The sequence below is a fragment of the Paenibacillus periandrae genome (genome assembly GCF_022458865.1).
GTDB lineage: Bacteria > Bacillota > Bacilli > Paenibacillales > NBRC-103111 > Paenibacillus_S > Paenibacillus_S periandrae.
Genome location: NZ_JAJNMU010000002.1, coordinates 40,906 through 67,758 on the forward strand (window position 1 = coordinate 40,906; position 26,853 = coordinate 67,758).

18 protein-coding genes are annotated in these 26,853 nt (G+C 46.3%); 1 reads left to right on the forward strand and 17 read right to left on the reverse strand.

The window, feature by feature from the left end; all coding sequences use genetic code 11:
* Positions 1–168 precede the first annotated feature (168 nt).
* From LRL21_RS02795 to LRL21_RS02875, 17 genes are all read right to left on the reverse strand, one after another.
* Entirely contained in the window at positions 169–1,683 is a 1,515-nt protein-coding gene (locus LRL21_RS02795; RefSeq protein WP_240414246.1) for a response regulator transcription factor, read from the reverse strand.
* A complete protein-coding gene (locus LRL21_RS02800; protein ID WP_240414247.1) occupies positions 1,680–3,389 on the reverse strand; it encodes a cache domain-containing sensor histidine kinase in 1,710 nt (569 codons plus the stop codon). The genes LRL21_RS02795 and LRL21_RS02800 overlap by 4 nt, the downstream gene beginning before the upstream one ends.
* 105 nt (positions 3,390–3,494) lie before the next feature.
* Complete coding sequence (locus tag LRL21_RS02805) at positions 3,495–4,310, reverse strand: carbohydrate ABC transporter permease (protein WP_240414248.1); 816 nt, start codon at positions 4,308–4,310, stop codon at positions 3,495–3,497.
* Complete coding sequence (locus tag LRL21_RS02810; RefSeq protein ID WP_420832421.1) at positions 4,307–5,263, reverse strand: carbohydrate ABC transporter permease; 957 nt, start codon at positions 5,261–5,263, stop codon at positions 4,307–4,309. Before LRL21_RS02810 ends, LRL21_RS02805 begins: the two co-directional genes overlap by 4 nt.
* Before the next feature lie 73 nt (positions 5,264–5,336).
* Positions 5,337–6,659, reverse strand: coding sequence for an ABC transporter substrate-binding protein (locus LRL21_RS02815; RefSeq protein WP_240414249.1), 1,323 nt, complete (start codon positions 6,657–6,659; stop codon positions 5,337–5,339).
* Positions 6,660–6,855: 196 nt separating this feature from the next.
* On the reverse strand, positions 6,856–8,202 hold the full coding sequence (locus tag LRL21_RS02820; protein ID WP_240414250.1) for an ABC transporter substrate-binding protein: 1,347 nt from the start codon (positions 8,200–8,202) through the stop codon (positions 6,856–6,858).
* A gap of 238 nt (positions 8,203–8,440) precedes the next feature.
* On the reverse strand, positions 8,441–9,775 hold the full coding sequence (locus tag LRL21_RS02825) for an ABC transporter substrate-binding protein (RefSeq protein WP_240414251.1): 1,335 nt from the start codon (positions 9,773–9,775) through the stop codon (positions 8,441–8,443).
* Between the two features lie 279 nt (positions 9,776–10,054).
* Positions 10,055–11,263 carry an RNA-guided endonuclease InsQ/TnpB family protein gene (locus LRL21_RS02830; RefSeq protein ID WP_338044568.1) on the reverse strand — a complete coding sequence of 403 codons (1,209 nt, stop codon included), beginning with the start codon at positions 11,261–11,263 and terminating at the stop codon, positions 10,055–10,057.
* A gap of 141 nt (positions 11,264–11,404) precedes the next feature.
* Positions 11,405–12,955, reverse strand: coding sequence for a response regulator transcription factor (locus tag LRL21_RS02835; RefSeq protein WP_240414253.1), 1,551 nt, complete (start codon positions 12,953–12,955; stop codon positions 11,405–11,407).
* A complete protein-coding gene (locus LRL21_RS02840) occupies positions 12,948–14,735 on the reverse strand; it encodes a sensor histidine kinase (RefSeq protein ID WP_240414254.1) in 1,788 nt (595 codons plus the stop codon). The genes LRL21_RS02835 and LRL21_RS02840 overlap by 8 nt, the downstream gene beginning before the upstream one ends.
* 137 nt (positions 14,736–14,872) lie before the next feature.
* Positions 14,873–16,438, reverse strand: a complete 1,566-nt coding sequence (locus tag LRL21_RS02845; protein WP_240414255.1) for an extracellular solute-binding protein — start codon at positions 16,436–16,438, stop codon at positions 14,873–14,875.
* A gap of 158 nt (positions 16,439–16,596) precedes the next feature.
* Positions 16,597–18,939 (reverse strand): AraC family transcriptional regulator, encoded by a 2,343-nt coding sequence (locus tag LRL21_RS02850; RefSeq protein ID WP_240414256.1) that lies wholly within the window; start codon positions 18,937–18,939, stop codon positions 16,597–16,599.
* A 121-nt stretch (positions 18,940–19,060) separates the two neighbouring features.
* Entirely contained in the window at positions 19,061–19,927 is an 867-nt protein-coding gene (locus LRL21_RS02855; protein ID WP_240414257.1) for a carbohydrate ABC transporter permease, read from the reverse strand.
* 101 nt (positions 19,928–20,028) lie between these two features.
* The gene (locus LRL21_RS02860) at positions 20,029–20,943 is read right to left on the reverse strand and encodes an ABC transporter permease (protein WP_076231927.1); all 915 of its coding nucleotides are present in this window, start codon (positions 20,941–20,943) and stop codon (positions 20,029–20,031) included.
* A gap of 70 nt (positions 20,944–21,013) precedes the next feature.
* A complete protein-coding gene (locus tag LRL21_RS02865; RefSeq protein ID WP_240414258.1) occupies positions 21,014–24,370 on the reverse strand; it encodes a glycosyl hydrolase in 3,357 nt (1,118 codons plus the stop codon).
* Between the two features lie 190 nt (positions 24,371–24,560).
* Positions 24,561–25,298, reverse strand: a complete 738-nt coding sequence (locus LRL21_RS02870) for a DUF429 domain-containing protein (RefSeq protein WP_240414259.1) — start codon at positions 25,296–25,298, stop codon at positions 24,561–24,563.
* Between the two features lie 20 nt (positions 25,299–25,318).
* Positions 25,319–25,987: an HD domain-containing protein gene (locus LRL21_RS02875; RefSeq protein WP_240414260.1), complete on the reverse strand. Its 669-nt coding sequence runs from the start codon at positions 25,985–25,987 to the stop codon at positions 25,319–25,321.
* Positions 25,988–26,121: 134 nt separating this feature from the next.
* Here LRL21_RS02875 and LRL21_RS02880 point away from each other — a divergent pair, with 134 nt between their 5' ends.
* Complete coding sequence (locus LRL21_RS02880) at positions 26,122–26,784, forward strand: hypothetical protein (protein WP_240414261.1); 663 nt, start codon at positions 26,122–26,124, stop codon at positions 26,782–26,784.
* Positions 26,785–26,853: the final 69 nt, after the last annotated feature.

Consider the following 26,853-nt stretch of genomic DNA (forward strand, 5'->3'; position numbering starts at 1 on the left):
TTATAAAGATTTTGAGAGGGTTAGGAATTTAAAAAACCGTCCACTTTGTTCAAAATACAGACTCTTGACACCATTCTGCTACCGGAGCTGCTTCAAAACTTGTAGTACACAATCGTCATAAAAAGACTTATACGTCTCTGCGCATAAGTCCGAATTCCATTAATAGGATTAAATTTGCTCTTTCATCTGCATCTCCTGCTGCATAAGCTGTTTTCGATAATCGGAAGGATAACAGCCTGTATGTTCTTTAAATAGCTTGGTGAAGTGCCGAGTGCTGAGGTAGCCCATTTGCTCGGAAACCTTTTGTACCTGGGCATTGGGCAAGGCAAGCAGTTCCTTGGACTTGAGCATGCGGATATGAGTGACATATTTGATAAAGGTCGTACCTGTTTTTTTGCGAAACAATGTACTCAAATAGTTGGGTGTTACATTTAGCTCCTGGGCGACCTGAGTAATACTAATATCCTGCATATACTTCTGCTCAATATAAGCGATCGACATATCCACAAGCGAGCAGCCTATCCCTTCTCCACTGCTGAGAAGCTGCTCGCCATGGCGGCTCAAGCCATCTTTCCACTGTGCGAAGGAATGTGCACGATCCAGCTTGCAATCCAAGCCTACGTCGATGAAATCACAAATTGCAGATTTTAATATGCTCAAACGCGCTTCATGCTTATGTGTCCAGCGCTCCCAATCAATTACCGTTTTGGCATACGTCATGTAATCCTTCTCTTTATAGCATTGATTCAGCCTAAGCAGAAGGGCTGCCAGCTCTTCTATCCCCTCCTTGGAGGATAATTTGGCATATTCAGCCGCAGAAGAGCAGCAATTAATTCCATTCACGGCGCGCAGCGGGCCCCAAGCCTGCAGCTCGTCAAGCCGCTCCAGCAGCACGTTACAATTCTCACACTCCTCAGAAAAGATCGCGGTAATCGCTATGCGGTTGTTCCCGTCTTGATGAACCGCTTCCTTCAGATTGGTGAGCAGCTGCTGGACCAATGTGTTCGATCTACAGTGATCTGCCTGATTCCATGCCGTAATAAATGCGGCTCCCCCCATAGGCATCAGGACGAAAACTCCATAAACCCCTGAAGCTGAATAAGCATCCATCGAACGCCGAAGCTGCTCTAGGCAGGGTGAGCGTCCAACCATTTTTCCTGCATCGCAATGGCTGCCATCGGTATAAATCATCACAATTTGAAACCGAACGTGCAGAATCAAGCTGTCATCCGGCAGCATGTGAACATCCGTTAATCCATGAACGAGGGAAACCAACTCATTTTCAAACCGTTTACCCAGCAGCAGCTGTCGTTTCTGCTTTTCCTGCGAGGATTTGATTAAAGCCTCCTCCAGATCCTGAGGACTGACTGGTTTGAGCAGATAATCAACCGCCCCACGTTTCAATGCCTCCTGTACATAGGAGAAATCGGAATAACCGGATACGATAATCCAGTACGTGTGCGGCGAAATGAGCGAGCCCTTCTCCATTGCCTGTAATCCGTTCAGCAGGGGCATACGAATATCGACAAGTACGACATCCGGCTTTTCCTGCCTAATCAACTCCAACAGCTCCGCACCGTTCGTTGCTTCACCAGCAAGCTCCCAGGCCCCCTCCATTTCTGCGATCATGCTGGCTAGGCTGATCCTGACCAGACTTTCATCGTCGGCAATGACAATTCTCATAATGTTCCCCCCTGAACAGGAATATGAATGGTTATCGTCGTCCCTTCAAGAGGCTGACTGTATATAAATAGTTCCGCATGCTCGTAAGCCAGATGAAGTCGCTCTCTGACATTGGCCATACCGATATCCACCTTCTCATTGACCTTATCCTGTAAGAAACCCATTCCATTATCCGCGATCACTATTTCCAGAATTTCACGATCACTGGCACGCAGCCAATGGCTTTCTATTCTAAGCAGACAAGGCCGATCCATCGGCTCGATTCCGTGAATAATCGCATTTTCGACAAGCGGCTGAAGCAGCAGCTTGGGCAGCCGGATCGCATGCACCTCAGCGTCGGATTGAATATAAACCGTTAGCTTGTCGGAGAACCGAATTTGCTGAAGCTCGCCGTATTGGCGTAAAAACTGCAGCTCTTCTCCAAGTGTCGTCCAATCGTTATGCTCCAATATGTACCGCAGCATGCTGCTCAGGGAAAAGATCGCTTTTTCCAGCAGCTTGCGGTCACCCATCCGATTTAATCCAATAAAGCCATTCAACGTGTTGTACAAAAAATGAGGCTGAATTTGCGATTGCAGCGCTCGATATTCGGCGTTGCGTTTGCTTAATACGGCTTTATATTCACTGTCAATCAGATCGCCAAGCTGATCAATCATCGTATTGAATGCGGCACCCAGCTCGGAGATTTCATCCCTCCCACGAAAAGAAAATCGGGTATTCAAATCTCCTCGCTGCACCCTGCGCATAACGAGAATCATTTCCTTGAACGGTTTAATGATTGCACTCGACAAGACAAAGAATACTAATAAGGTCAGGACAATACCACCTCCAGCAAAAAGAGCACCTGCCGCGTACATCCAGCGCACTTTTTCCTTGAGCTCCGTATTGGACAGCAGCACAACAACCGTCCATTTGGCCGTTGATATTTGCTTGGATACGACTACGTAGGAATCCACGGTTTGACCATTCGGTCCTTCCAGAATCGCCTTCTCCTCCAGCTCTCTGGACAAAGGATGAGTGGAATAAATCAATTTTTCGTTATCATCATAAATAGCGATAATCGAGCTTACATTAAAGCGGATATCACGAACAATTCGCTCCAGCACCACCGTATCGGCATCAGCCATGATCACAGCCAGCGGCTGGCTTGAATCCGGGTCCTTAATGAGTCGCGCTACCGAAAATACTTGGGTAGTAGTGCGGTACTTCAAATAATCCTGCGGATGCACGCTAATAAAACTGACCCTTCCATCCGCCTCAAGCGCCTTCTTGTACCAATCCTGCTTCGTGAAGGGGAAGTTCTCCGTGGCTTCATTCGCATTCGTTAATGAAGTTACATAGGCAGAGCCATCGAAAGGCAGAAGTATCGTGCCTAAAATATCTTTTCTCGTGTTTTTCAGGAAAATGGGGAGCGTCCCCGTTAATGACTTCTCCGTTAAGTATTTCGTATAGAGCTCAGTCTCGCTCGTTTCACTTGCCTTTACCTTCAGCGCTTGCATCACCTCGGCACTCCAGTATGGAGCTACTGTTAATCGCTCCAAATCTTCCAGATACGTTTCCAAATTACCGGAAAGCGTCGTTAATGTCCCTTCTGTCAGAGCCGTCGTATCCTCCGAAATCAGGCTGTGAAAGTAGGATGGCATAGCCCAAATAATGATTAGCACCGGAACAATGATCGATATGATGAAGAGCATCGTTAGTTTCATTCGTAAGGAGTATGCAAGTCTCATGGATAAATTCCCCTTTGTTGGAAGCGATATCATTTCCAACATTATACGTCATCAGCCACCCCTACGTATATTCGTAATGCATTACCCCTTAATGGCCCCGGAGGAGAGACCATGTATAAAATATTTTTGTAAAAACAAATACAGGATCGTCATCGGAACAGCACCCATTAATGAGCCTGAAGCGACCCACCCGATGTTGCTGTTGTATTGACCAAAAAACGCTGAGAGAGCAACTGTTAATGTATGCACCTCTGTTTTTTGCAGAAAAAATACAGAAAAGGAATAGTCATTCCAAACCGCGACTCCCGTTAAAATAATAACCGAAGCTGTAACCGGCTTGAGCAAAGGCAAGATGATCCTGAAGAAAAGACCCAGATGACTGGAGCCGTCAATCATCGCCGCTTCGTCCAGCTCCCTCGGTATCGTACCAATGAATCCGCTGTACAGAAAAATCGTGATCGGCAGGTTAAATGTTACATGCAGCAGCACAATGCCCCATAACGTATTTAAAGCATGAAGATCCACGTACAGCTTATATAAGGGAACCAAAATCGTCAGGGGCGGAACAATCAACGCAGATATAAACAACGTATAGATGAACGTATTCCATTTGGTTTTATAACGGGCAAGTGGATAAGACGATGCGGCGCCAAGAATAATAACGAGGAGCACACTTACAAAGGTGATGATTATATTATTCATAAAAGCGCTGCCCAACTGGGCCTGCTCCCAAGCTTTGTAGAAATTATCAAGATATAGATAGCCCGGTAATATCCACTTGGAGCTCGGATCATCAACAGCTTTGAAGGAAGTTGTAATTAGAACATAAAAGGGAAGAATATGCAGCAAACAGATCAGAATCGATATATATTTTAAAGGCTTCGATATCGTTCTCATGAGGTCACTTCCTTTCGGCGAAGGAAATACAGTGAGCTGATGCTAATGATGGATATGATGACAAACATCAAATTACCCAAAGCTGCCGCATAACCTGCATCCTGTCTGGCAAAATAAAGCTGATACATCAATGTCGATAACGATGCGGATGCATAACCCGGCCCGCCGCCTGTTAAGGAAACGACCACATCAAACAGCTTAAAGCCGCCTATCAGATTCAAAACAATGTTGATGGTCACGGATGGAGCAAGTAAAGGCCAGGTCACATGGATAAATTGGGAAAACTTTGTCGCACCATCAATTTGAGCGGCTTCGTAGTAATCTTTTGGTATCGTTTGTAAGCCTGCCAAAAAAATAACCATCGCGATCCCCAAATACTGATACGTGTTAACGAAGGTAATCAACCATACGTTGATTTTATCGTTGGCAAGCAAATTGATCGGTTCATTGGCAAATAAAAGAATAATATCATTAAGCGCTCCACCGTTATATTGGAAAAAGAAGTACCAGATATACCCCATAATTAGCGGACTGATGATAACAGGCAAATAAATGATGGTACGCGTCAAGCCGCGCATGCGTATGCTTTGATTTAACAGCAGTGCGTACAACAAGCCCACCAGGTTTTGAAAAAATGTGCTGCCTAAGCCATAAATAAACGTATTTTTGATTGTATTCCCGATAATCGGATCCTTGAACATCCGTAAATAATTATCCACCTGTACCCAGCCGTATTCCTGTGAGTACCCGTCCCAGTTCGTAAACGAAATTTGAATCCCTTTTATAAAAGGGTATAAAATGAACACACTAAATAAGGCTAACGCAGGAATATACATAAGGTTAAGCACGGAGGCCGAACGGCTCCATTTGATCAAGCGATTGGTTTCCTGCTTCGTGGTTTTCAGCCTCGAAAGGTTATCACGGCTTGCTGGCTCTGAAGTGGTTCTTGACATGATGTCCTCCATTCTCTCCTGTAAAGAGCAATGGGGAGCCCGATAGAGCGAGCCCCCCGTCTATAAGCTCTCCTTATTTTTTGCGTAGACGTTCAACTTCCTGCTTCATGTTTTGGGCAAACTGCTGTGGGGTTATCCGATCAGCCAGCAGCTCGGTTCCTTGCTTACACATAACGTCCCACATGCCATTGGGCAAATAAACGCGGTCAAAGTAAGGGAATACACGAATATTCTCAAACTCTTTATAAAAAGCGGAAAAATTATGATTAGCTTCGACGCCCTTGAGTCCAGGAGGCAATTTGGTGGAATTCGCAATTTTAGTCATGTTCTCTTTTTTGGCAAAAAACGCGACCAGCTTCTTCGATTCCTCCATACGTTTGGTATCCTTGAAAATCCCCATTGTATTTCGTTCGCCACCAGAGAAGTTAGGTGCATCTCCAGCTACCATAGAAGGAACCGGAATGTAGCCCATTTTCAAATTGGCATTTACTTTACTTACTTCATCAGCGAATGATGGGCCCGATAGAGCAAAAGCTACCTTGCCATTAGCAAACAGCTTGGGCATATCACTGTATTTGGCAGTCAGCGCGTCCTTGTTGATGTAGCCCTTCTTTTGAAGATCCAATAGCTTTTGTGACAAATCAGCCCATTTGTTCCAGTCAAAGGTATTATTCATTAGGGCCTCGGCATCATTTTTGGGTGCACTAATGAACGCAGAAGTCGAGAAAATATCCAAATACGAGCCGATCATCCAATTATCGATTCCAGAGAAGTAGAAAGGTGTGACGTCCCCCTTGGACTCGGTTTTAATTTTCTCCGCTGCTGCCATCAGTTCATCATAGGTTTTGGGTGGCTGAATGCTGTATTGCTTGAGAAGGTCAGCATTGTACACGATTCCGTCCTTCGCTTCACTAATAACGAGAGCGTACACTTTTCCATCTTTATCGGTCACGACATTTTTGATCGTATCTGTCATTTGTGAAGCCCATGCTTCTCCGCGGAGATCTGCCAAATATTTTCCATATCGGATCTGGGCCCAGCCATGGGTATCGAACACATCAGGCAAATCGTTAGCAGCCATTTTGACCTTTAGTAAATTCTCATACTCCGTTCCCGGGAACTGCAGCTCCACATCAATGTCAGGATTTTCCTTTTTGAACGCTTCACCAATTTCCCTGTAAATCGTTTGAACCGGTGGATCATTAACCGTACTGTATACAGTAAGCTTGGATTTGGCCCCTCCGGTGCTTGGTGCCGGTTTAGCTGCTTCTGTTTTGGCCGGGGGTTCTGTCTTCGGCGTCTCTCCTCCCGCTTGTCCCGTCCGGCTCGAGCAGCCTGCTACCAGAACCGAGCTGACAAGCAATAAAGATAAAGTACCTTGGGTCCATTTCTTCATATCTTCAATTTCCTCCCCTAATCAATTTCCTTTAATTGTTATTTCTAAGATGTATTGTATCATCATTGTATGCGTTTACATGAGATACTAATCTACGATAAAAGCGCTCATTTTTACTCCACCCAGCTTCTCGGTAACAAAAAACGATCAGGACCAGAGCTTCAGTAGCTGCTCATGTCCTGATCGTTTTCATTCATTATTTTTTGTTTTTGGCAAGGATGGCATTCGCTTCTTTACGGAACTTGGCTGCTCCATCCTCTACGGAAATTTTCTTGTACAGAATTTGCTCGCCTACATCCTGTAGAACCTTCAGAACTTCAACAGAACCTACTGGGTATGGAGGATCGTTCGGACTGCTGTTCTCTGCTGCCCATGCTACATATTCAAATACTTTGGTTTCTTCCGGCTTTAAGAGCGGTTTCAGAGCTTCCTGAATTTTGGAGTTAATTGGAACACCGCGCTCGCCCTTCATGATTTTGTGAACTTCAAGATCATTGATAAAGAAGTTAACGAATTTGATTGCTTCTTCTTTATTTTTGGAGTTCTTGGTAACGGACAAGCCTTGGCTTGATTTCAGGAACAGTGCTTTTTTGCCTGTATTGCCTGGAGGTGCAATGATTTCAGTAGGACGTTTGGCTGCTGCAGTCCAAGCGATATATTGGTTGGACCAAGCGAAGGAAGCACCTGCGTTGCCCAGCACCATTTCGTCATCTTCCGGCGTCAATTTCTTTTGTGCCATCTTGTCCAGAGTCAATACGTAACCAGCATCATACCATCTTTGGTAACGTTTGAAGAAGTCGATAAACGGCTTGTCATCGGTATATCCAAGTGCTGTACCGTCAGCTGTATAGATTCTTTGGTCTACACTGCGCAGGTAGTAAGGGAAGAAGGTTTTGTAATCGACACGGTCGCTGAACAGCTTGCCATTTTCCTTGAACTTCTTAGCCAAGGCCTCCATGTCATCCCAGGTCCAATCCTTGGCAGGTACAGAAGCGCCGACTTTCTTCAACAGGTCTGCATCCATAACAGGGCCAAGTGCATTCACACCCATTGTTAATTGATATTGCTTGCCGTCATATTCACCGATTTTCAGGTACGCTGGTGAGATATTGGTTTTATCAATCGTTCCTTTATCCATATAAGGACGTAGATCCTCAAGCTGTCCGCGACCACCGAATTGACTGATATAGGCATCATCCATTTGGATAATATCAGGCAAATCATTAGCAGCTGCTTGCGGAGCAAGCTTTTTCCAATAGTCGTCAAATGCTGCATACTCAGCTTCGATCTTGACGTTCGGATTTTTTTGTTGATACAGCTCGATAATTTTCAGTGTATAGTCATGTCTTGCTTGACCGCCCCACCAGGAGAAACGCAATTTCACAGGATCTTTGCTTGTTGATGCTGCTGGAGCTGGAGCAGGTGTGGCTGCATCCGGTTTTTTCGTTGTATCCGCTCCGGCTGATGGTGTAGCGGTAGCTCCACATCCCGAGGCTGTAACTAGCAATGCTGCAGATAAGATTAATGTTAGCGCTTTCTTCATATCTGTATCCTCCCTTTATTTCGAGTTCTACAAGAATTATTATCACTCTTTTTGATCAAAATATGAATTCAAAAAACCGTTATCCTTGTTTAAAAAACAGACATTTCATCCTGCATAGACATTTTGAACGGAATTGCATCCTTTTTTCACCATAAAAGAAGAATCAGGTCTCAGCTCAACATGAACTGGCCTGATTCTTGACAGGGAATGATCCCAAAGTCGCCTTTTGATCACAAAACTATGACTTTTTATTGTACTTAGCCAGAATCGCGTTGGCTTCTATCCGGAACCTGGATGCTGCGTCCTCGATTGAAATCTTTTTGTACAGGATTTGCTCGCTGATATCCTTTAACAGCTTCTCCACTTCTACCGCGCCAATCGGATTGGGGGCATCGGCAGGACTGCTGTTGGCTTCCGCCCAGGCTACATATTCGAATACTTTTAATTCTTCAGGATTAAGCAGCGGCCTCAAGGCTTCCTTGACCTTGGACGATATGGGAACACCACGCTCGCCCTTCATGATTTTGTTGGCTTCAATGTCATTGATAAGGAAGTTTATGAATTTGGCAGCCTCCACTTTTTGCTTCGAGTTTTTTGTAATCGCAAATCCCATGCTTGCTTTGAGGAATAAGCCTTTCTTGCTGTTCGGTCCCGGCGGCGGGAGCAGCTCCGTTGGACGTTTGGCAGCCGCTGACCAAGCTGCATACTGATTGGACCAAGTGAAGGATGCCATCGCGTTGCCCAGCACCATTTCATCATCCTCCGGGGTGAGCTTCTTCAGCGCGAGCTTGTCCAGACTCAGGAAGTATCCGGCGTCATACATTTTTTGATAACGTTTATAATAATCGATAAATGCCTTATCACTGGCATAGCCGAGAGTGGCTCCGTCCGGATCGAACAATTTTTGATCTATGGAACGCAGATAATAGGAAAAATACACATCATATCGCATGTAATCACCCAACAGCTTGCCGCTTGCCTTCATTTGTTTGCCAAGAACCTCCAGATCATCCCAAGTCCAATCCTTGGAAGGCATTGCGACACCTGCTCTGCGAACCAGCTCAGGATCAATCGTCGAACCGAGCGCATTAACACCAGCTGTAATTTGATACAGCTTGCCACCATACTGGCCGCTGTTAAGTGTGTTGGCAGCTACCGTGCTAACATCAATGGTTTGATTATGAATGTAGGGAGTTAATTCCTCCAGCTGAGCTCTTCCGGCAAATTGACTCAGATAAGAGATATCCATGGAAATAATATCGGGCAAATCGTTCGCTGCTGCCTGTGGAGCCAGTCTTTTCCAATAATCGTCAAATGCCGCATATTCAGCTTCAATCTTGACGTTAGGGTGCTCCTTCTGATACAGCTCAATGATTTTGAATGTATAATCATGCCGGGACTGCCCGCCCCACCATGCAAAACGAAGCTTGATCGTTTCCTTGCTGGTGCCTGCTGCTCCAGTCTCCGGCTTAATAGCTATGTCCTTCGTTGTTGGTTCGGCTGTATTTGCCCCACAAGCAGTTGTTGTAAGTAGCAATGATACAGAAACCAGAAGCATTAATGTCTTTTTCATCAAGTACAGTACCCCCTTGTCTCTACTCCTGCACAAGGTCTATTATTACGCTTTTTCGTTCAAATATGAACCTAATATACCGTCCTGCTTGATGAACCTCCCCTGCCTACGTTTTGCTTAGAGGCAGGAGTTTCTTACTACTACTTACCGTAACTTTCTACAAAACAGCAGGTTGGCTGCTGTCTTTCACTACCCTGATAGCGGAAACGTTGACAGCAAGTTATCGTAAGCAACACTTTCGCAAGTGGGTGGGAACCTCACCATCTACTACTTCTAGCTTTAGGCTATCCGTAGATACTTGATCTCCTGGGTTTCTCCCAAATGTCGGATCTCTCCATACAGATGCTTGGATAAGATCCCTTTGCTCCCATGGACATCCCGATGCTCCTTATAGCCGCACCAACATCTGTAATTTCTTGTAGACGTCTTGTTCCGTCTACCGCAACAAGGGCATTGTTGGCTCGTATAGCTTTCATCGATCGTTTTCACGCGGGTTCCATATGCTTCAAACTTGTATCGGATTTGCTTCTGGATCTTGCCAAAGCTCCAATTGGATAACTTTTGGTTCACTACCTTTCTTCTTTTCTTTTTCGTGTTCCGCTGTACGCCTTCGACTTGTCCGATGACCACTTCTTTGGCTTCATTTTCCGTACACCACTGTACAAATTGCCGGGTTGTTTTGTGAATCGCATCGTTCATTTGCCGTTCGCTCTTACTCAATATGTATTTGTGGGCTCGGTTATATCGCTTCCACTGCCGGCTGCCTTTCTTGCATTTACTCATGAGCCGCTGAATTTCTGCTAACTTCTTATTTCTGAGTCTGTGAACACTTCTTAGCTTTCTGCCTGTTATGATGATGGATTTGTTCTCGGTGGTCGTTGCGGCAAGGGAATGAATCTCACCCAAATCCACGCCAACCAACTGTTTCCCGACATTTTCCACAGCTACTTTTCCATCCTCGTAACTCATTGAAATCATGAGTTTTCGATCAAACACGAGTTCGATTTCTTTGATCTCTGCAGCAGGCAGGCGAGGCACTGTAATCCAGATGGCTTGCTGTCTTTTTCCCTTCCACACCCCTAAACTGAGTTGTAGGGTATTCCCCTCGATCTGGAAAGCTTTGTCCACCCATTTCGTGTTGAAATGGCTCTTCTTCTTGTAGGGGTATTTAGGGTTCAGTCCTTGTTTTCTCGCTTGTTGCGCGCTATCCCGCGAGAATAAGTACTTATGGCACACCGCTTGGACCGATTGAGAGTGTAGGGGGAATTGACCTTTCAGTTCGGATTGCAACTGCGATTGGCTGATCCATTTCCCCTCGTGTTGGTGTGCATAATTTCTAGCGTGGGTCAGACATTCGTTCCATATTTCTGCGGATATTCGATTGCATGCAAACAGTCGATTTAGATTCTCTTTTGTCGTTCGGAATTCCGTTTTTATACAGCGAATCATGCTGGTTTCACTTCCTTCTCTGGAGATGAACGCGAACATATATTCCTATTTTATCAGAAGTCAAATCCTTTTGCTACAAGAAAAAATGCCATTCATCCCCGTCTTAACGACAGCGGTTGGAGGGCATTGTCGTTGGAAGTGGGGAATTCTGGCTGATTTTGTTAAAAAAACAGAGCCTGTTCATGTAGCCTTGATATATTCGGAAGGCGTGCAGCCTGCGTATTTCTTAAAGACCTGACTGAAATATTGCGGATTATCTCCAAAACCGAGCATTTCGGCCAGCTCAAATATTTTGATATCGGACTTCTGCTCGAGCAGTTCTGTCGCTTTGGCGATCCGCACCTTCATGACATAATTGGAAAACTTTTCACCCGTTCTTTTCTTGAACAGCTTGCCCAGGTAATCAGAGTTCATATACAGCATTTGATGAGCTACCCAATTCAGGGAAAGCTCTGTATTGCCCAAATGTCCGTTAATGATGTCCAGCACTTTATCCGTAATCGCGCAATGCTTGTTTTTCGTATGCTCATAATGGCTGAGTGTAATTTGGCTTGCCACTTCCTTGAAGAAGGCCTGGATCGATTGCAAGGTTTCCAGATCCATCAGCTTGACCAGGTGGTCTCGATAATTCACCATAGCGTCTGCATTTCCAAGTCGAATGATTGCCATAAGCAACTGAATCACATACGATTTGGACGTCGATATATTGGAACGAAGACCTGCAAGCTTTTGGAAAAACAAATCTATCTCCTTATTGGCCTCTTCCCACAACCCTGCTTTAATTTGCAGCATCAGATTATCCTCGTCATAAGCAAACTCTCTGGGTTCAGGCTGCTCTACCCCCACAATATCCCGCTTCGTTATCAAGCTGCCTTCTCCCAAATAAAATCGGTAATTCAGGCATTCCAGCGTCTGCTTGTACAGGGAGCGTGCCCGGATAATTTCATCGGCTTCACTAAGCGCGATGGTCAGATCAATTTTGTAATAACGTAAAAAAGTTTCGCGAATTTGGTGAATGCAATCGTACAGTTCACTGACAGACTCCGCATCCTCAACGACTATTAACACCTGTCCGCCGACTGTGGAGCTTAGAACGGTTTTTTGCAGCAGCTCCTCAGCAATGTTCTTCACCGCAAACATATGCTCAAACTCAAAATGTCCCTCCAATTGAAACAGGATCAGCCTTACCTTGCGATTTTGGAGATCCAGGTCAAACAGCTTGCGGTAATATTCCCAGTCCCGGTTGCCGTAGGTTTTGTTCGTGACGAATTCCTTGAGGAATTGCTCCTTAACGTGCGGCAGCACCTTCTCCAGACCATACCTCATATTGTGCACGAATTGTTCCCGCTGCTCCTCACGGTTCAACTCATCCACGAGCTCGACCAATGCTTCCAAAATTTTATTTTCGTTACAGGGCTTCAACAAGTAATGCTTGACCTTGTAGCGCATCGCTTGGCGTGCATATTCAAATTCACTGAAGCCAGACAGCAGGACCAGCTTGATCTGCGGATATTCCTCGAACATTTTCGCTGCCAGCTGCAGACCATCCATCCCGGGCATTTTAATGTCGCTGATAATAATATCAGGAGGGTTCTGCTTAACAAATTCGTAGGCTTCGATGCCATTTCGGGCCGTCCCGGCAAGTACCGTTCCCGCCGCTTCCCAATTTACCACATTCGATATTCCATCCAAAATAATACGTTCATCATCAACCAACAACACTTTATACATGCCGCTCCCTCATTTCATCTGGTATGGTGATCGAAATCCGGGTTCCCTTCTCGATTTCACTTTCAATGGACACGCCATAACCTTCGCCAAAAGCCAGGACGATACGTTCCTCAATATTGGAGAGCCCTATCCCGCTACCGCGAGTAGGCGCTGCACCTCTTCGTACCTGCTCCAGCAGGCTCGCTTCCATTCCTGGACCATTATCCTCCACTACTAGGATCAATACTCCAGGCTCTCTCTTCGTCCAAATTCGAATATGACAAGGCTCCAGCATCGATTCCAGCGCATAGTGGATCGAATTTTCAACCAGCGGCTGCAAGGTCATCTTGGGGAGCAGCAGTGATCTGGTGTCTTCAGCGACGTCCAGTTCAAATACAAGCCTCTCCTCGAACCGGAATCTTTGAATCGTAATATAATTCATCACGATATCCAGCTCCTCGCCAACCGTAATCAAGGTTTCCTTCAGGCTGATCGAGCTTCTCAGTAAAAATCCGAGCGATTCGACCATTTTTGAAATTTGCGGTTGTCCATTCGATTTGGCTAACCAGTTGATGGATTCCAGCGTGTTATATAAAAAATGCGGATTGATTTGAGCCTGCAGCGCCTTAAACTGGGTTTCCTTGATCGTAATCTGCTTGGAGTAGTTCTCGGTAATCAGCTCGTTGATTTGTTGAATCATCATGCGGAATGTCCGCCTTAACTGACCCACCTCGTCCATTTGGATTGAGGTCCAATCCGAGTTTTCCATACCTGCGAGGCTGAAATCCCCCTTCTGAACCTGCCTCATCCGTCCGATCAATTCCTCAATCGGCTTGGTCATCGTTCTGGCAAATTTGATCGCCACAGCCATTAACAGAAGTAAAATTACGACAAAGCTCACGAACAAGATGTTTTTCATCAAAATAATTTTTGTGAAAATTTTATCAAACGGTGTCAAACTGAGATAAGTCCAGCCCAAATATTCCGAGCGAACCTGGGAAATAAAATACTGCTGCCCGTTGTAGGGCTTGATGGCATAGTCTTGACGGTCCATATAGGTTTCCACAGGAATCGGCGTCAGCTTCTCTGGTCCTTTACTGATCGGATAGATCACATAGTTGTTGGAGGTTACCTGTAAATCGCCATTTTTTAATTCAGTGCCTTCCAACACATTTTCGGCAATTCTATCAAAATAAATTCTAACCGTTAAGGTGCCGAGACGATCAAGGTCAAAATTGGTACCATTATAGGAGCGTATTTCCCTGGCAGCTATTAAATAGGAATCCTCTGCATCAGGTACAATCCAACGGGTTCCTCCTTCGCCTTTGGCTGATTCGTTCAGGATCATTTGTTTCTTGGCAGTAGAGGATCTGGAGGCCTGGCCGGCTACAGCTTCACCACTCAGCACATCCGTCACTTCTATGGAATAAATATATTTTTCATTGCCGGCATATTGGACAAGCCGATCCGTAACATAAGAACGAATTTTGTATTTTTCAAATTCTGGTGTAAATTCATTCAACGATAGCAGCAGTTCCTGAACCCTCAAATCCGTGACAATATTATAGGAGATACGATCGAGCTTTTTAAGCTCATTTTCGATACCGCTGGAAGACAAATTCAGCAGCTGTGACGATTTGGAATACAACTGCTCGTCATAAATTGAATACACATACTGCAGAGACAAATAAGTACCCAAAAAGCAAATACCCATGACCAGCGATATGATTGAAAACACCTTATGTTTTATTTTTAAATTCGCATAGTAGGAAGGCTTGATGGCAAACATAAATGGTCTCACTATAACACGACTCCCCTCTGCTGCTATGTCGGATTCCCCTCTATGTTACAATATTGCAAGCAATCTAGCCAATAGCTTACAAACAAAGAACCCTCAAAACCACTGATTCGTGGCTCTGAAGGTTCTGAGGTGCCTTATTATTTGCCGCCGCTGCGTTTTTGATAAGCTTCTGTCATTTCCTGACTCATCTTGACCATATCCGCGTCGGCTTTCATTTTAGTTACGAATTCATCCCAAGCGGTAATCGGTTCTCTGCCCAAAATGATTTTTGTTTTCAAATCCTGAACTTTCTTTTCGTATTCAGGCAATGCTTTTTGCACGGTTGGCGAAAAAAGTCCTGTACTGATATCCGCTACACTGTTTTTGGCGCGTTCATCCTGGATTTTGGTATACAAAGCATTTACTTCCTTAGGGAAGAATACTTTGGTTGAGCTTGCATAAGGATCGGCCACATAGGCAATCTGATTAAAATCGGCTCCGTTGTCTGCGGCCAGCTTCTCGGTATTAATCACCTTGACGCCGTCTTTCACTGTGTGATGCGTACCTTCAAAGCCATACTGCTGAATTGCGAACACCTCGTCGCTCATCCAGGTATCCATCAATTTGAGAATACGTTTCATTTTGGCTTCAGGTACGGACTTCGGAATCGACATCATACCTGAGAAGCCTGGACCCTTCGGATTATAGCCATTAATACTTGTAATCGGGTAAAAGTTTTCCTGCTTGAAATCAGGCTGAACGACCTTCAGCTTATCGTAATAGTCGACCATCGTTCCGGCTTTATCAGAAATAATACCTGCTTTGCCTGCTTTAAACAGATCCCCGGTTTGCGTCAGCTTCAACGCAGCAAAATCTTCCGGAATGAGCTTTTCCTTATAAGCCTTCGTCAAAAACTCCAGCGATTTACGCGTCTCAGGAAGAAAGCTTGTATGCACAAACTTGCCGTCGAGCAGCTTCCATCTTCCGTTTACACCCGTAAAGCTGTTTTCGATCTGCCCTAAGGCCCCCATATCCGTCGGATTGACATTGGCGGCAAAAGGTACGGTATCGTTCTTGCCATTCTTGTCAGGATCTTTTTCCGCGAACGCTTTCATAACATCGTAAAGCTCATCGGTTGTTGTCGGCACCTTCAAGCCCAGATTGTCCAGCCAATCTTTACGAACAATGAAGAAGTTATCTGCTTCGGATGGACGCGGACGCGGAATCCCGTAGTTTTTACCATCCTGCATTTTCGTCAAATCCCAGGCGGTTTTGGAAATTTTACTGCTTAGATTCGGATAATCCTTAATATAAGGAGCTACGTCCCAGAACGCGCCTTGTGTTACAGAATTACGAAATACCGAGGTGAACGGATCATTGATCAGAATCAGCTCTGGAATATCACCGGAAGCGAGTGTTACATTCAGCTTGTCAGCGTAATTGTTGCCGGATACCCATTGAATCTTCATTTTGGAATTCGTTGCTTTCTCAATTGCTTTTTTAATCGGATTATCATCTGCAGCCGGTGAAGGTGTAAGCAGAATCGTCATGATACTGACCTCTAGCGGCGCTTCGGTTTTGGCTTCCATCTTTCCATCTGCTGCTTTCCCTGCTGCCGGGGTGCTTTCTTTAGCTCCTCCGGAACAGCCCGCCAATACGGCCGAGAGTGCCAGAATTGCAGCTATGGAAGCTGCTGCTGTTTTCGTGTTTCGTCTTGCATTCATTGGTGATCCTCCCTTTAGTTCTATATTCGATGGCTCACCATTGACGTTAATCGATTGAAAGTTTGCCAACAATCATACTCTTTTGTAAGCCGCGATTTACATGGGTTGGACTTTGTTGCAGCTATTGCACAGGCTGATGTGACAAGCTTTTATCCCTATCAGGAGCGATTCAGCTCGCGGAACTGGCTTGGAGTAATCCCCTCGTATTTTTTGAATATACGATTGAAGTACGTATGCTGATAACCGACACGTTCGGCGACTTCATTGATTTTGATTTCAGTCTCGCGCAGGAGGCCCTTGGCATTATCGATCCGAATATCGGTCAAGTAGTCAATGAAGTTAACGCCCGATATGTGCTTGAAGGCTCGACTTAAGGTATAGGGACTGGTCCCGAACAGCTCTGCACAAGAATCCAGCGACAGCATCGTCATGTAATTTTCACGTAAATGAAGAATCACTTTCTCTACCATTTGCTTAAGATGAAAATCCTGCCGGCTGATCAGCTCCTGGACGAATACAGCTACCAGCTTGTACTGGAACCATTTGAGCATTTCTTCCGGTTCCTTAAGCTGTGCCAGCTGCTCGAACAGGTTGACGCCGCCGAACAATTGAACGGGATTCATACCGGATTGCAGAACGGCATACCGTATGCTTCCCAGCAGCTGCAGCATCCCCTGCTGCACAGCCAGCTCTGTCGAACCGCTTGCTGATAATTCCTTCATGAATTGTTCGATCAGCTCTACAGCCTCATTCTCCAAGCCATTGCGAATTGCATGCACGATTTCTTTTTCCAATGTAAAAGGGAAAGTGCTTTCCATCAGTGTGCTTGATTTGGACAGCAGCTCCGTCTTGATGATTTGATTGTCGTCAAGCAGATCGCGGTATACCAACGCCTGTCTCGCCTCCTCAAACAAATGCGGAATTTGCTTTACCTGATACGTCGATTTGCTGATCGAAACCGTCACCTGCATTTTCAGAATACGATTGATCGTTTGGGTCGCCTCCTGGCAAAAGGAGCTGATATCATCCTCCAGCCAGCGTACAGGATGATCATGCGGAAATGACAGCAGCAAGCCTACGGAAAAGTTGTGAAAATTGATAACCTCAACCTGCTCGTATTGGGTACCTGTCAGCTCCTCAATAATATTAGCTGCCGTGAACGTAACCAAATCCTCATCCCCGGAGGTAAATCGGCCCTGCAAGTTGGAAAAACCTGTTAATTGGAACATTAATGCCACAAACTGCCGATTATCCGTTTTCCAGCCGTGATGCTTCATTCGCTCCCGCAGATCATTTTCCTGAAGTGAGTAAAAATAACCCTGCACCAATTGCAGGAAAAATCCCTCACGCAGCAGCGGCAGCTGCTCCGTTAGCTTGGATCGCATCGTTTCACTCTCTTTGGACAGATGATTCCACTGCTTCTCAAACAGATCAAATTCATCGCTCAGCTCCGTCCCCTTATCACCGGACAACAGCCGGACCAGCCGCTCGACAGGCGAATACATCCGATGTGAAACGAACCAAGACATCAGCAGCGCGAGCAGCAGGCCTGACAGACTGATGAACAAGATCCATTTGGATACAAGTACTACCGGCGCGGTTATGGAGGTTAGAGGGGCAGCCGAAATATAGACCCAGGTTGTACCCAGCCGTGAAAATTGTCCGTAAGAGACCGAATACGTTGTCTTATTGTGCTCAAACAAGAATGACTCCGATTTGGAGCTGTGCTTCAAATATTCCTGCTGTAAGGCTATATCGATATCTGTAAATTTACCAATGCCACCGCTGGACAGCTTCCAGCTGCCATCTCCGGTCAGGAGAATTGTCTCCCCTTCATTGTAAGGCGTCAGCGTTTTTAGCATTTTTATAAGATTTTCCTGATTAATCGTTGCTACGATGGCACCAAATGGCTCTGTACTGCCACCGGGAATTTTGTTGACCAAGGATAAGGAGTTGGACACAGAATCCTTGGTTGGCGCCTCAGGGTAAGCGTTCGTCCAAAAAACGGATCGCTCCTTCTTAAGCAGCGATTCATAAGGCTGCCGGCTTGCAGGCTCGGTAATGTACGTATACTGCAGCTTGTTGAAGATCAGCGGACGTGGCTTATCGAGAAACAGCTCAACCCGCTCCAGCAGCGGGTGTGCGCCTTCCATCACGAGCAGCGTCCGATACAAATCCTGAACCTGCTCGAAATTATAGGAAATATCCAAGGTTTTCAATTTCTCATCGAATTTGGAATCAAACGCCCAATGCGAGAAGGTCAGCTCCAAATAAGCCAGCTGATCGTCAATATTTTCCGCACGCTGCTTGATCTGATTTTGATGCAGTCGCTGCAGCTCACCCTCCATATTGTCCGAAGCCAACCAGTAAATACTGACACCGATAATCAATCCGGGAATGCTCGCGACCAGCAGCATCATTACCAGACTTTTACGAAAAAATCGGCTGTTATATTTGTATTTTGAGGCAATCCCAAACCATCGCTTCCAAATTCGATCCAATATCGCTCACCTTCCAACCTTTTGTGGGAGTCTACGCAGTTATGACACACTATTCAGCTATGTTCGACAACAAGCCGCTGCTATCCTGCCTGCGTGACTCCCCGATCTCTTGTTCAATCGATCAGCCCTTCACAGATCCGACCATGGCACCCTTGGCAAAATGCTTCTGCAGGAATGGATACACGAGCAATATCGGCACCGTTGCCACGATAACCGCGGCCATTTTCAAGGTTTCTGCCGGAGGAGCAACCGTAAGCACGTCAGCCTGCAGATCGGTATTATTCGCATTGAGCAGCATATTTTGCAGCATAACCTGAATCGGCCATTTGGAGGCATCCGTAATATAAATCAGTGCATTGAAAAATTGGTTCCAGTACCCAACCGCATAAAATAATCCAAACGCCGCCAGCGAAGGAAGCGATAAGGGCAAAATGATTTTAAACCAAATCGATAGATCGTTACAACCGTCGATCTGCGCCGATTCCTCCAGTTCAACCGGTACACTGTCGAAGAAACCTTTCATCAATATAACATTCCAGCCGCTCGCGAGCGCCGGTATTATGAGTGACCATAAGCTGTTGATCAGTCCGAATTGGCGGACTACCATGTAGTTCGGAATGATTCCCGGACTGAACAGGATGGTCAATAAGATCAGCAGCAGAATCAGCTGTCGGCCGCGCAATCTTTTGCGGGAAAGCGTATAGGACAGCGCCGCTGTTACGATCAAGCTTAAAGCTGTGCCGACGACTGCCAAATAAGCACTCACACCGAGAGAGTTCGGAAAAGCCTTGGTGGATAACAAATATTTATAGGAGTCCAAGGACCATTTCTCCGGGAACAAAATAAAGCTTTTCTGCAAATATTCCACCGGATCCGTGAACGATACAATGAACACATAATAAAGCGGGAAAAATGTCACAATTGTGACCAAGGCCAGAAATACGATGTTGATGATATTAAACATGCGATCGCCTAAGCTGGATTTCATGAGGAACCTCCTTAATAATACGTTGAATACGTATGGCTGTGCAGCCGTTATCTTCTTCTGATCACTGTTGGTTTCAAGGTCAAGGCGAGAACGATTGTAAGCTAGTATACGCCTTCTTCGCCCATTCTTTTGGCGATCCAGTTGGCCATCACGACCATGAGCAGACCTACAACCGACTTGAATAATCCAGCCGCCGTACTGTAGCTGAATTGCGCCTGCTGAATACCGACGCGATACACATACGTATCAAATACCTCAGCCACCTCGGAAACTGCTCCGTTATACATCAGAAATACCTGCTCGAAGCCGACATCCATCATATGGCCCAAGCGCAGAATGAGTAAAATAATCACGACATTACGGATTCCCGGCAGTGTAATATGCCACATTTGGTGCAGTCGGTTGGCTCCGTCGATTTTGGCTGCCTCATACACCTGTGGATCAATCCCGGCCATAGCTGCGAGGAACAGGATGGTTCCCCAGCCGCATTCCTTCCAGATGGATTGCAGCGTAAGCATGAGCCAGAACGTATCTGGATTGGTCAACACATCCATCCGGCTAGCGCCGAGTGATTCCAATATTTTATTGACCAGACCCTCACCCTTCGCAAACAGCAGAAAGGTGAGTCCGGCGATAATAACCCATGACAAGAAGTGCGGCATGTACACAATAGATTGCACCAGCCGTTTGTATAGCACACTTCGTAATTCGTTCAGCAGTAAGGAAAGCAGAATAGGTAAAGGGAAAAACAGAACCAAATTCATAATGTTAATCGCCATCGTATTGCGAAACAGCAGCATAAATTCTGGATTGGAAAAAAATCGTTGAAAATGCTCCAAACCGACCCACTCGCTGCCAGTAATCCCTGCGAATGGCGAATAATTTTGAAAGGAGATCACGATGCCTCCCATCGGTATATATTTAAATAATAAGAAGAACAGCAAGCCCGGCAGCGCCAGCAAATATAAGTATTTATCCCTGCGCAGATCGAGGCCAAGACGGCGTAGACGTGTCATCCGTCTTGCACCGGCAGGTACCGTGTTCGTACCGGGGGCAATTCGTGGTTGTTGTGCAGCAGACATGGCTTTACCCCTTTCTTTGCGAAATCAATTTAACAGCGTGTTCCTCATAATCGAAGTATTTGCCTTCTAGCAGACCGATCAATGTATTCGTCACTTTGACTTCTACATGGTTATCCGCCTCTCGCAGCAGTGTGGCAGGTCCTTCCCATAAGTAAGGCGACCAGGTGCAGACACCAAGTGATGTACCATTCACTAGCACTTCAGCACAATCATGGAAATGAGGGTCCCAGACTGCAAAGGAAAGCTCGAATCTTGAAGCATCTGTGGAAGGTGCCACTTCAACATGTTGTGTAAACGAGAAAACGCCAGCATAATACGGATAGCCCTTATATGGCCCTGCCTGTAAAGGCAGCTTGTGTATCTCTGGACCCGACAGCACTGCCCGGTTAGCTTCATCAAAATGGACCTCGAATGGACCCGTCACATACAAGGCATCTACAATGCCATCGCTATCCTGTCCTATCTCTATATCCACGGTAAGCAGATTAATTCCTTCCTGCAGAAGACTTGTGATCTCCTGGGACCTATTCATATGGTCATAGACAAAGACCGCTTTGAAATTATGAATATCCAGTACATGCCCATTGATTCGAATGACCGCCGAGCCTGCAATGGCACTATCATCCATCAGCATTTGCACCTGTTCAGGCAGCTGCTTCACCACGAATTCCACTGAATAACGTGCTTGAAGCGGGTAGGCTAGTGAGACTTCCATCGGCGTCCCGAAGGTTTGCTGCATCATGACAGGCAGCGCCGAGGTTTCAGCCAAATCCGCACATTGGTCTATGAACGTTTTCACACCCACATCAGCACCAGCGGTAGAAAAGCTATCGTTGGACGCAGCTGCATCGCTGAGTGTTAATCGGAAAGTATCCAGACGCAGCACATTTGTTTGCTGTGCGCTCATATTCCAAATATCAGACGCATCCAGTGTCCATTTCCAAGGCTTAACTGATTCGGATTGCTGCTCTGACGAACTCGCATTACCGCTGTCAATACGGACGACCTCAATCAGCTTTGATGCAAATGGCGCTATCGATAGCGGAAGTCCCCACGGCGTGCCCAATTGTGCATATTTGCCTTGCAGATCGACGGCCTCGCCGGTATCCAAGGAAAGCTCGCGGAATTCGAGTGTATAGAATTCAGCAGCAAGCACATGCTCACCCCACAAATGAGATTCGATCTGTAATTCAACCTCGCGTTGTATGGATTCCTGATTGCTAATAAATACAAGTGCCTTGTTTTCCTCAACAAGACGTGTTTGCAGCATCAAGCCCCATTCACCGCAAGCCGGCTGAAGTCGAACCGCCATCGGGTCCAGCTTATCCAGCAGCTCTGTAAAAGGCTTCAGCACTTGCAGTTCATCAGCTGATGCTGTAAACGGAAGGTGGTAAGCGTTATGCTCTCCTTTATTCCAATCCAGAAGCTCACCATCGATGGATTCATTTTCTGGATAGGAGTTAGTATCAGCCTCCGAACTGCCCTTCGAGCTTGGTTCCCAGAAGCTTTCCGTGACACCTCCAGTTAATCCGAACGCTGCAGTAATCTCAGACAGAGCCGATAGTGGCGAATCAATTGCTTCATACGGCAGCTGCCCCATACTGATCACCTTGCCACCTTGCTGCAAAAACGTCTGTATGCTTTTCCAGGCTCCGCTCTCCAGGTTCGTAAGCGGCGGCAGAATCAATGTCGAGTATCGCGCGTTGCCCAGCTTGATCGTACCGTTGCTGATTTCCGCAGCTGCCAGCAGCTCCGGGTCCAAATGATCAAAATCTCTGCCCTCTAGACTCAGCTGGTACAAGATACGCACCCACCAAGCTCTTAAGCTGCTCAACCTTTGTTCTTCAGCTGTATCGGTGCCGCCATGTGAAAAACCATGGAACGGATTGCCCATTCGAGCCCATAACGACGTTATCGGCTCCAGAACTGCAATTGAAATCACGGCTTCTCCACTGCTCATGACATAGCTGATCCGTCCCGTATAATCACCCAGCTTGCGGAAATGCTCCCAATACGGATTTTGCAAAAACTGCGAAGGCGGCGCATCATGCTGGGTCAAGCCGTCAACCGTATAGAAAAAGGCATGAAAGTTAAAAAAGTTCGTTCCCTGTGCAGCCATTCTGTCGATCATCCATCGTGCATCCTGCAGCGTCATCGACCAGCCCACGCTGTGGAAGCATTCGATCAGATTCCGTTCCCGTCCAAGCTGGCGTGCCAGAGAACTGACCATCTTCGCACTGCTGCGGAATTCAAAAGCTCTATGATTAAGTATCCACTCCAGCGATCGCCCGAGCTTCTCATGTGCGGTATCACCGGCAGGTACATGACTGAATAATTGGGTCGTATGTCTTACCGAAGGTACCTCTGCGACGTATTCCAGGCCGTGCTGCTCACACCAATCATGAACCTGCTTATGATACGATTCTCTTAGCAGCAGATGGACTGCCTCATAATAATCGTAGCGTATCTTAGCCGCACCCTCCGCCTCGGGATCCAACAGTGCATACAGATGCTCCAGCAAATCATAGCCATTCAGCTCGTGGAAAAATCCAGCCAGCTGCGGGGACCAGGGAATACTGCCGAGCAGGCCGATTTCATCGGTGAACATTCCCTTGATTGTCGTGCCAAAAAACTCTCCCAAATATTTCGCATATTTATCATGCGTCAGTCGAATAAAAGTCGCCATGGCTTCCCGGTTGCAAGGGTCCACGAACGTACCGTAGTATTTAAAATCTTCTATTTCTTTTTCCTGAGCGATCCATACCTCCCACTCACCATCAGGAGCAGTCCAATCCAGCTTTTGAATCGTACGGTAAGTAAAAAACCGCTTTTGATTATAGGCAGTCAGTCCGGTTTTTTGAAAAATCGAATCGGCTTGAAAGTTACCTATGGAATCACGGATAGGTATCGCTTCATTCCAATTCCTGCGTCCATCCGCAGTAATGGGGACTGCCTTGGCATAAACAATACGTGCCCAAGGCAGCTCCAGCGATAGGTGTTCACCGCCCTGCGCTTTTTGTGACGTATGTGTTAACGTGTAATGCTTGGCTTCCGGATGCTCCAGCGTAACCTCCCCGCCGGCAATACCACTCGGATAGGGATATTCGTCATACAGCCAGACATTTAATCCGCGTTTCTCTGCCGCTTCGACTGCAACACGCACCTTTTGAAACCAGGCTTCCGATAAATAAGGAATTTTCAAGCCCTGTCTGGCGCAGATGAATACACCACCCAAACCTTTATCTGCCATTTCGTCGATTTGATATTGAATTTGACCATCTTCCATTTCACCATTCCAAAACCAGAACGGATGTATACGGTCTGCCGCCGCTGGTTGTTTAAACCTTTGCATATCAAACATGATTGAGCTGCCTCCCTGATCTCTATAATGAGTTCTTGTAGGCTCACTATAAAATACATCCGTTCGATCAACAATCATACTCTTTTGTATCTGTTCCGCACTGCTTGATATAGCCTTTGGACATTTTTGCACAGCTTCAACATCCTTGCAGTATCCATGTCACTCAGCTGCTTGAATAGCAAAAAAAGCCTTATTCATTAAGGCTTTTTGGAGGATACGTTATTTGCATGGGAAGTCCTGTTGCGTCCCTCTCCATGCTCAAGGGGACTGCCAATATATTATCACTGCTCAGCAGCGCGGAAACAGCCAGCACCAGCGCATCCACAATATCATCCCTTGCCACAGCCTTCCGTGGATAGGCTGCCATCGTCTGTTCGATGATCATTCGGGCTTGAGGATACAGTATCTCTAACAGCAGTATGCGTTCACAATAGCCTGGCTCGGTCTGTTTGTTATGCAGCATCGGTGCGCCGGACAACATGGTAAAGCATAGCTCAGGATGCGATTCTCGAAGCTTCTTTGGAGCTATAGGATTGTTCTGCAGCAGCTGATCCAGCTCACGGATTTTGGGAATGATATACCAGGCTTGCTTCGATAACCCACGTGATGTCAGTTGTTTACTGAGCGTATTGGCATCACTATACGAAGCTGCATCCAGCAGCTCACGAATCGGTGCCGAAAAAATACTTGAAGCCCGCCTAGGCCGCAGCAGCTGTCGGGCCTCTTGATCACAAGTCCTCACTCCATTCTCACAGGAAGGCAAGCCTATCGGCATATCGATCAGCAGCAGCTTGGCGTCGCCGTATTCCCTCCACAGCTCATCCAGCTCCTCATGTACCTTCGTCGTCCAGATGCCCTCTGTAGATAGCGTAACGGCCATCCATCCGGCTTTGCACCCATCAATGCCTACAAATCTTTGTATGGTCATCTCTACGAACCTCTTTATTTTTAATCTGATGAGTCCATGCCCAACTCCAAGCCATGCCATTCTTGATGAAACTGCTCCAGAAACTGCTCCATCACACTATGTCTATCCTCGGCAATCCGTTTGGCGCTGTCGGTATTCATCAAATTTTTCAATTTCAACAGCTTCTCATCAAAATGCGCAATCGCTGTAGATTTACCGCTGCGATAAGCCTCTGCTGTCATTTCCTTACGAGGAGACAACTCTGGATCATGAATAAGCTGCCCTTTCCAGCCTGAATAGGCAAAAGTCCGTGCAATACCGATAGCTCCAAGCGCATCCAGACGATCGGCGTCCTGCACGACCTGTGCCTCCTTCGATACGACAGGAGGATTGTGCCCGCCCTTATACGAAATACTTCCTATTATATCCATAACTTGATGGATTGCTGCAGGCTCGACCTCTTGTGCAGCCAACCAATCGCTAACCTTGGTCATACCCGCCGCAAGTGATGGATTCAGCTTCTCATCAGCTACGTCATGAAGCAAAGCAGCTAACTCACAGATGAATACATCTGCACCTTCTTTCCTGGCAAGAAGGACTGCCATTCGGGTTACCCGATCAATATGCCACCAATCATGACCACTTGAATCATCCCCAAGCTGTTCCCTCGAAAATCGTCTTGCTTCATCTATTACACACTGCTGATCCATAGTTATCCTCTTTTCATCCTGTTTATAATTTTCTCGGTACAACCATCCAAACGAACAAATATACAAGCGCATATGGTAAAGAAGTATAAATTAGCGTATCCGTACAACTAGGATAGACAGGGAGTGAGCGTATCGTGGCAAGTGGCGTCGTAGACATTCAGGTTTCCAAAGAATTGGCTGAGAACACGATGGTTATTATTTATAATTGCGAGGGCGGGTTGCCCAACGATCTTCACCTCATTCGCGACGGATATGAGGTTACTCTGCAGCGAGCCGATCTCGAGGGCAAAGTAAGAATCGTTCATGAACAAGGGAACGACTGCTCGTTTAACTATATCGAAGTTGATCCATTGACTGCAAGAAAATTCCGTATGCGACATGGCAGCCGATTTATATTGAACTACGATCCTAACGTGAATCGGCTTCGTATACGCAGAATCACAACAAGTCAGGCTCATGGATATCTTGTTTCGGAACCACGAAAACACCGGGATGGCAGTATCATTATTGGCTATACGTTATTGAGCTGGCTCGGTATTCCTAGTACATCGAATCTGGTCATTACCTTGGACAACGGCTCCATCAGCAAGAAGCTGAGGGTTGTCATCCCGGAAAACGAGCTGGAAACCGATTTCCGCCTTACCGCTCTGAATATGCGAAGGTTCCGACTGACACCCCGCAAAAAATGGGGTCTGGTCTATAACCAGTTGACCCAAACCTTGAAGGTTATGCCCACGGCCGCAACGGTTTCCCGTCGAACAAGACCCAGACCTGCCAAACCCACACGCCGTCGATAGTTCGAATCGCATACAGTTTTTATGCACCAGACCTATTGGCTCGATATGGGATTACTCGCATTCATTATG

Excerpts from the sequence above, each read along its gene's own strand:
- LRL21_RS02795 (WP_240414246.1), bottom strand. The coding sequence starts at position 1,683 with ATGAGAATTGTCATTGCCGACGATGAAAGTCTGGTCAGGATCAGCCTA.
- LRL21_RS02800 (WP_240414247.1), bottom strand. The coding sequence starts at position 3,389 with ATGAAACTAACGATGCTCTTCATCATATCGATCATTGTTCCGGTGCTA.
- LRL21_RS02805 (WP_240414248.1), bottom strand. The coding sequence starts at position 4,310 with ATGAGAACGATATCGAAGCCTTTAAAATATATATCGATTCTGATCTGT.
- LRL21_RS02810 (WP_420832421.1), bottom strand. The coding sequence starts at position 5,263 with ATGTCAAGAACCACTTCAGAGCCAGCAAGCCGTGATAACCTTTCGAGG.
- LRL21_RS02815 (WP_240414249.1), bottom strand. The coding sequence starts at position 6,659 with ATGAAGAAATGGACCCAAGGTACTTTATCTTTATTGCTTGTCAGCTCG.
- LRL21_RS02820 (WP_240414250.1), bottom strand. The coding sequence starts at position 8,202 with ATGAAGAAAGCGCTAACATTAATCTTATCTGCAGCATTGCTAGTTACA.
- LRL21_RS02825 (WP_240414251.1), bottom strand. The coding sequence starts at position 9,775 with ATGAAAAAGACATTAATGCTTCTGGTTTCTGTATCATTGCTACTTACA.
- LRL21_RS02830 (WP_338044568.1), bottom strand. The coding sequence starts at position 11,263 with ATGTTCGCGTTCATCTCCAGAGAAGGAAGTGAAACCAGCATGATTCGC.
- LRL21_RS02835 (WP_240414253.1), bottom strand. The coding sequence starts at position 12,955 with ATGTATAAAGTGTTGTTGGTTGATGATGAACGTATTATTTTGGATGGA.
- LRL21_RS02845 (WP_240414255.1), bottom strand. The coding sequence starts at position 16,438 with ATGAATGCAAGACGAAACACGAAAACAGCAGCAGCTTCCATAGCTGCA.
- LRL21_RS02855 (WP_240414257.1), bottom strand. The coding sequence starts at position 19,927 with ATGAAATCCAGCTTAGGCGATCGCATGTTTAATATCATCAACATCGTA.
- LRL21_RS02860 (WP_076231927.1), bottom strand. The coding sequence starts at position 20,943 with ATGACACGTCTACGCCGTCTTGGCCTCGATCTGCGCAGGGATAAATAC.
- LRL21_RS02865 (WP_240414258.1), bottom strand. The coding sequence starts at position 24,370 with ATGTTTGATATGCAAAGGTTTAAACAACCAGCGGCGGCAGACCGTATA.
- LRL21_RS02870 (WP_240414259.1), bottom strand. The coding sequence starts at position 25,298 with ATGACCATACAAAGATTTGTAGGCATTGATGGGTGCAAAGCCGGATGG.
- LRL21_RS02875 (WP_240414260.1), bottom strand. The coding sequence starts at position 25,987 with ATGGATCAGCAGTGTGTAATAGATGAAGCAAGACGATTTTCGAGGGAA.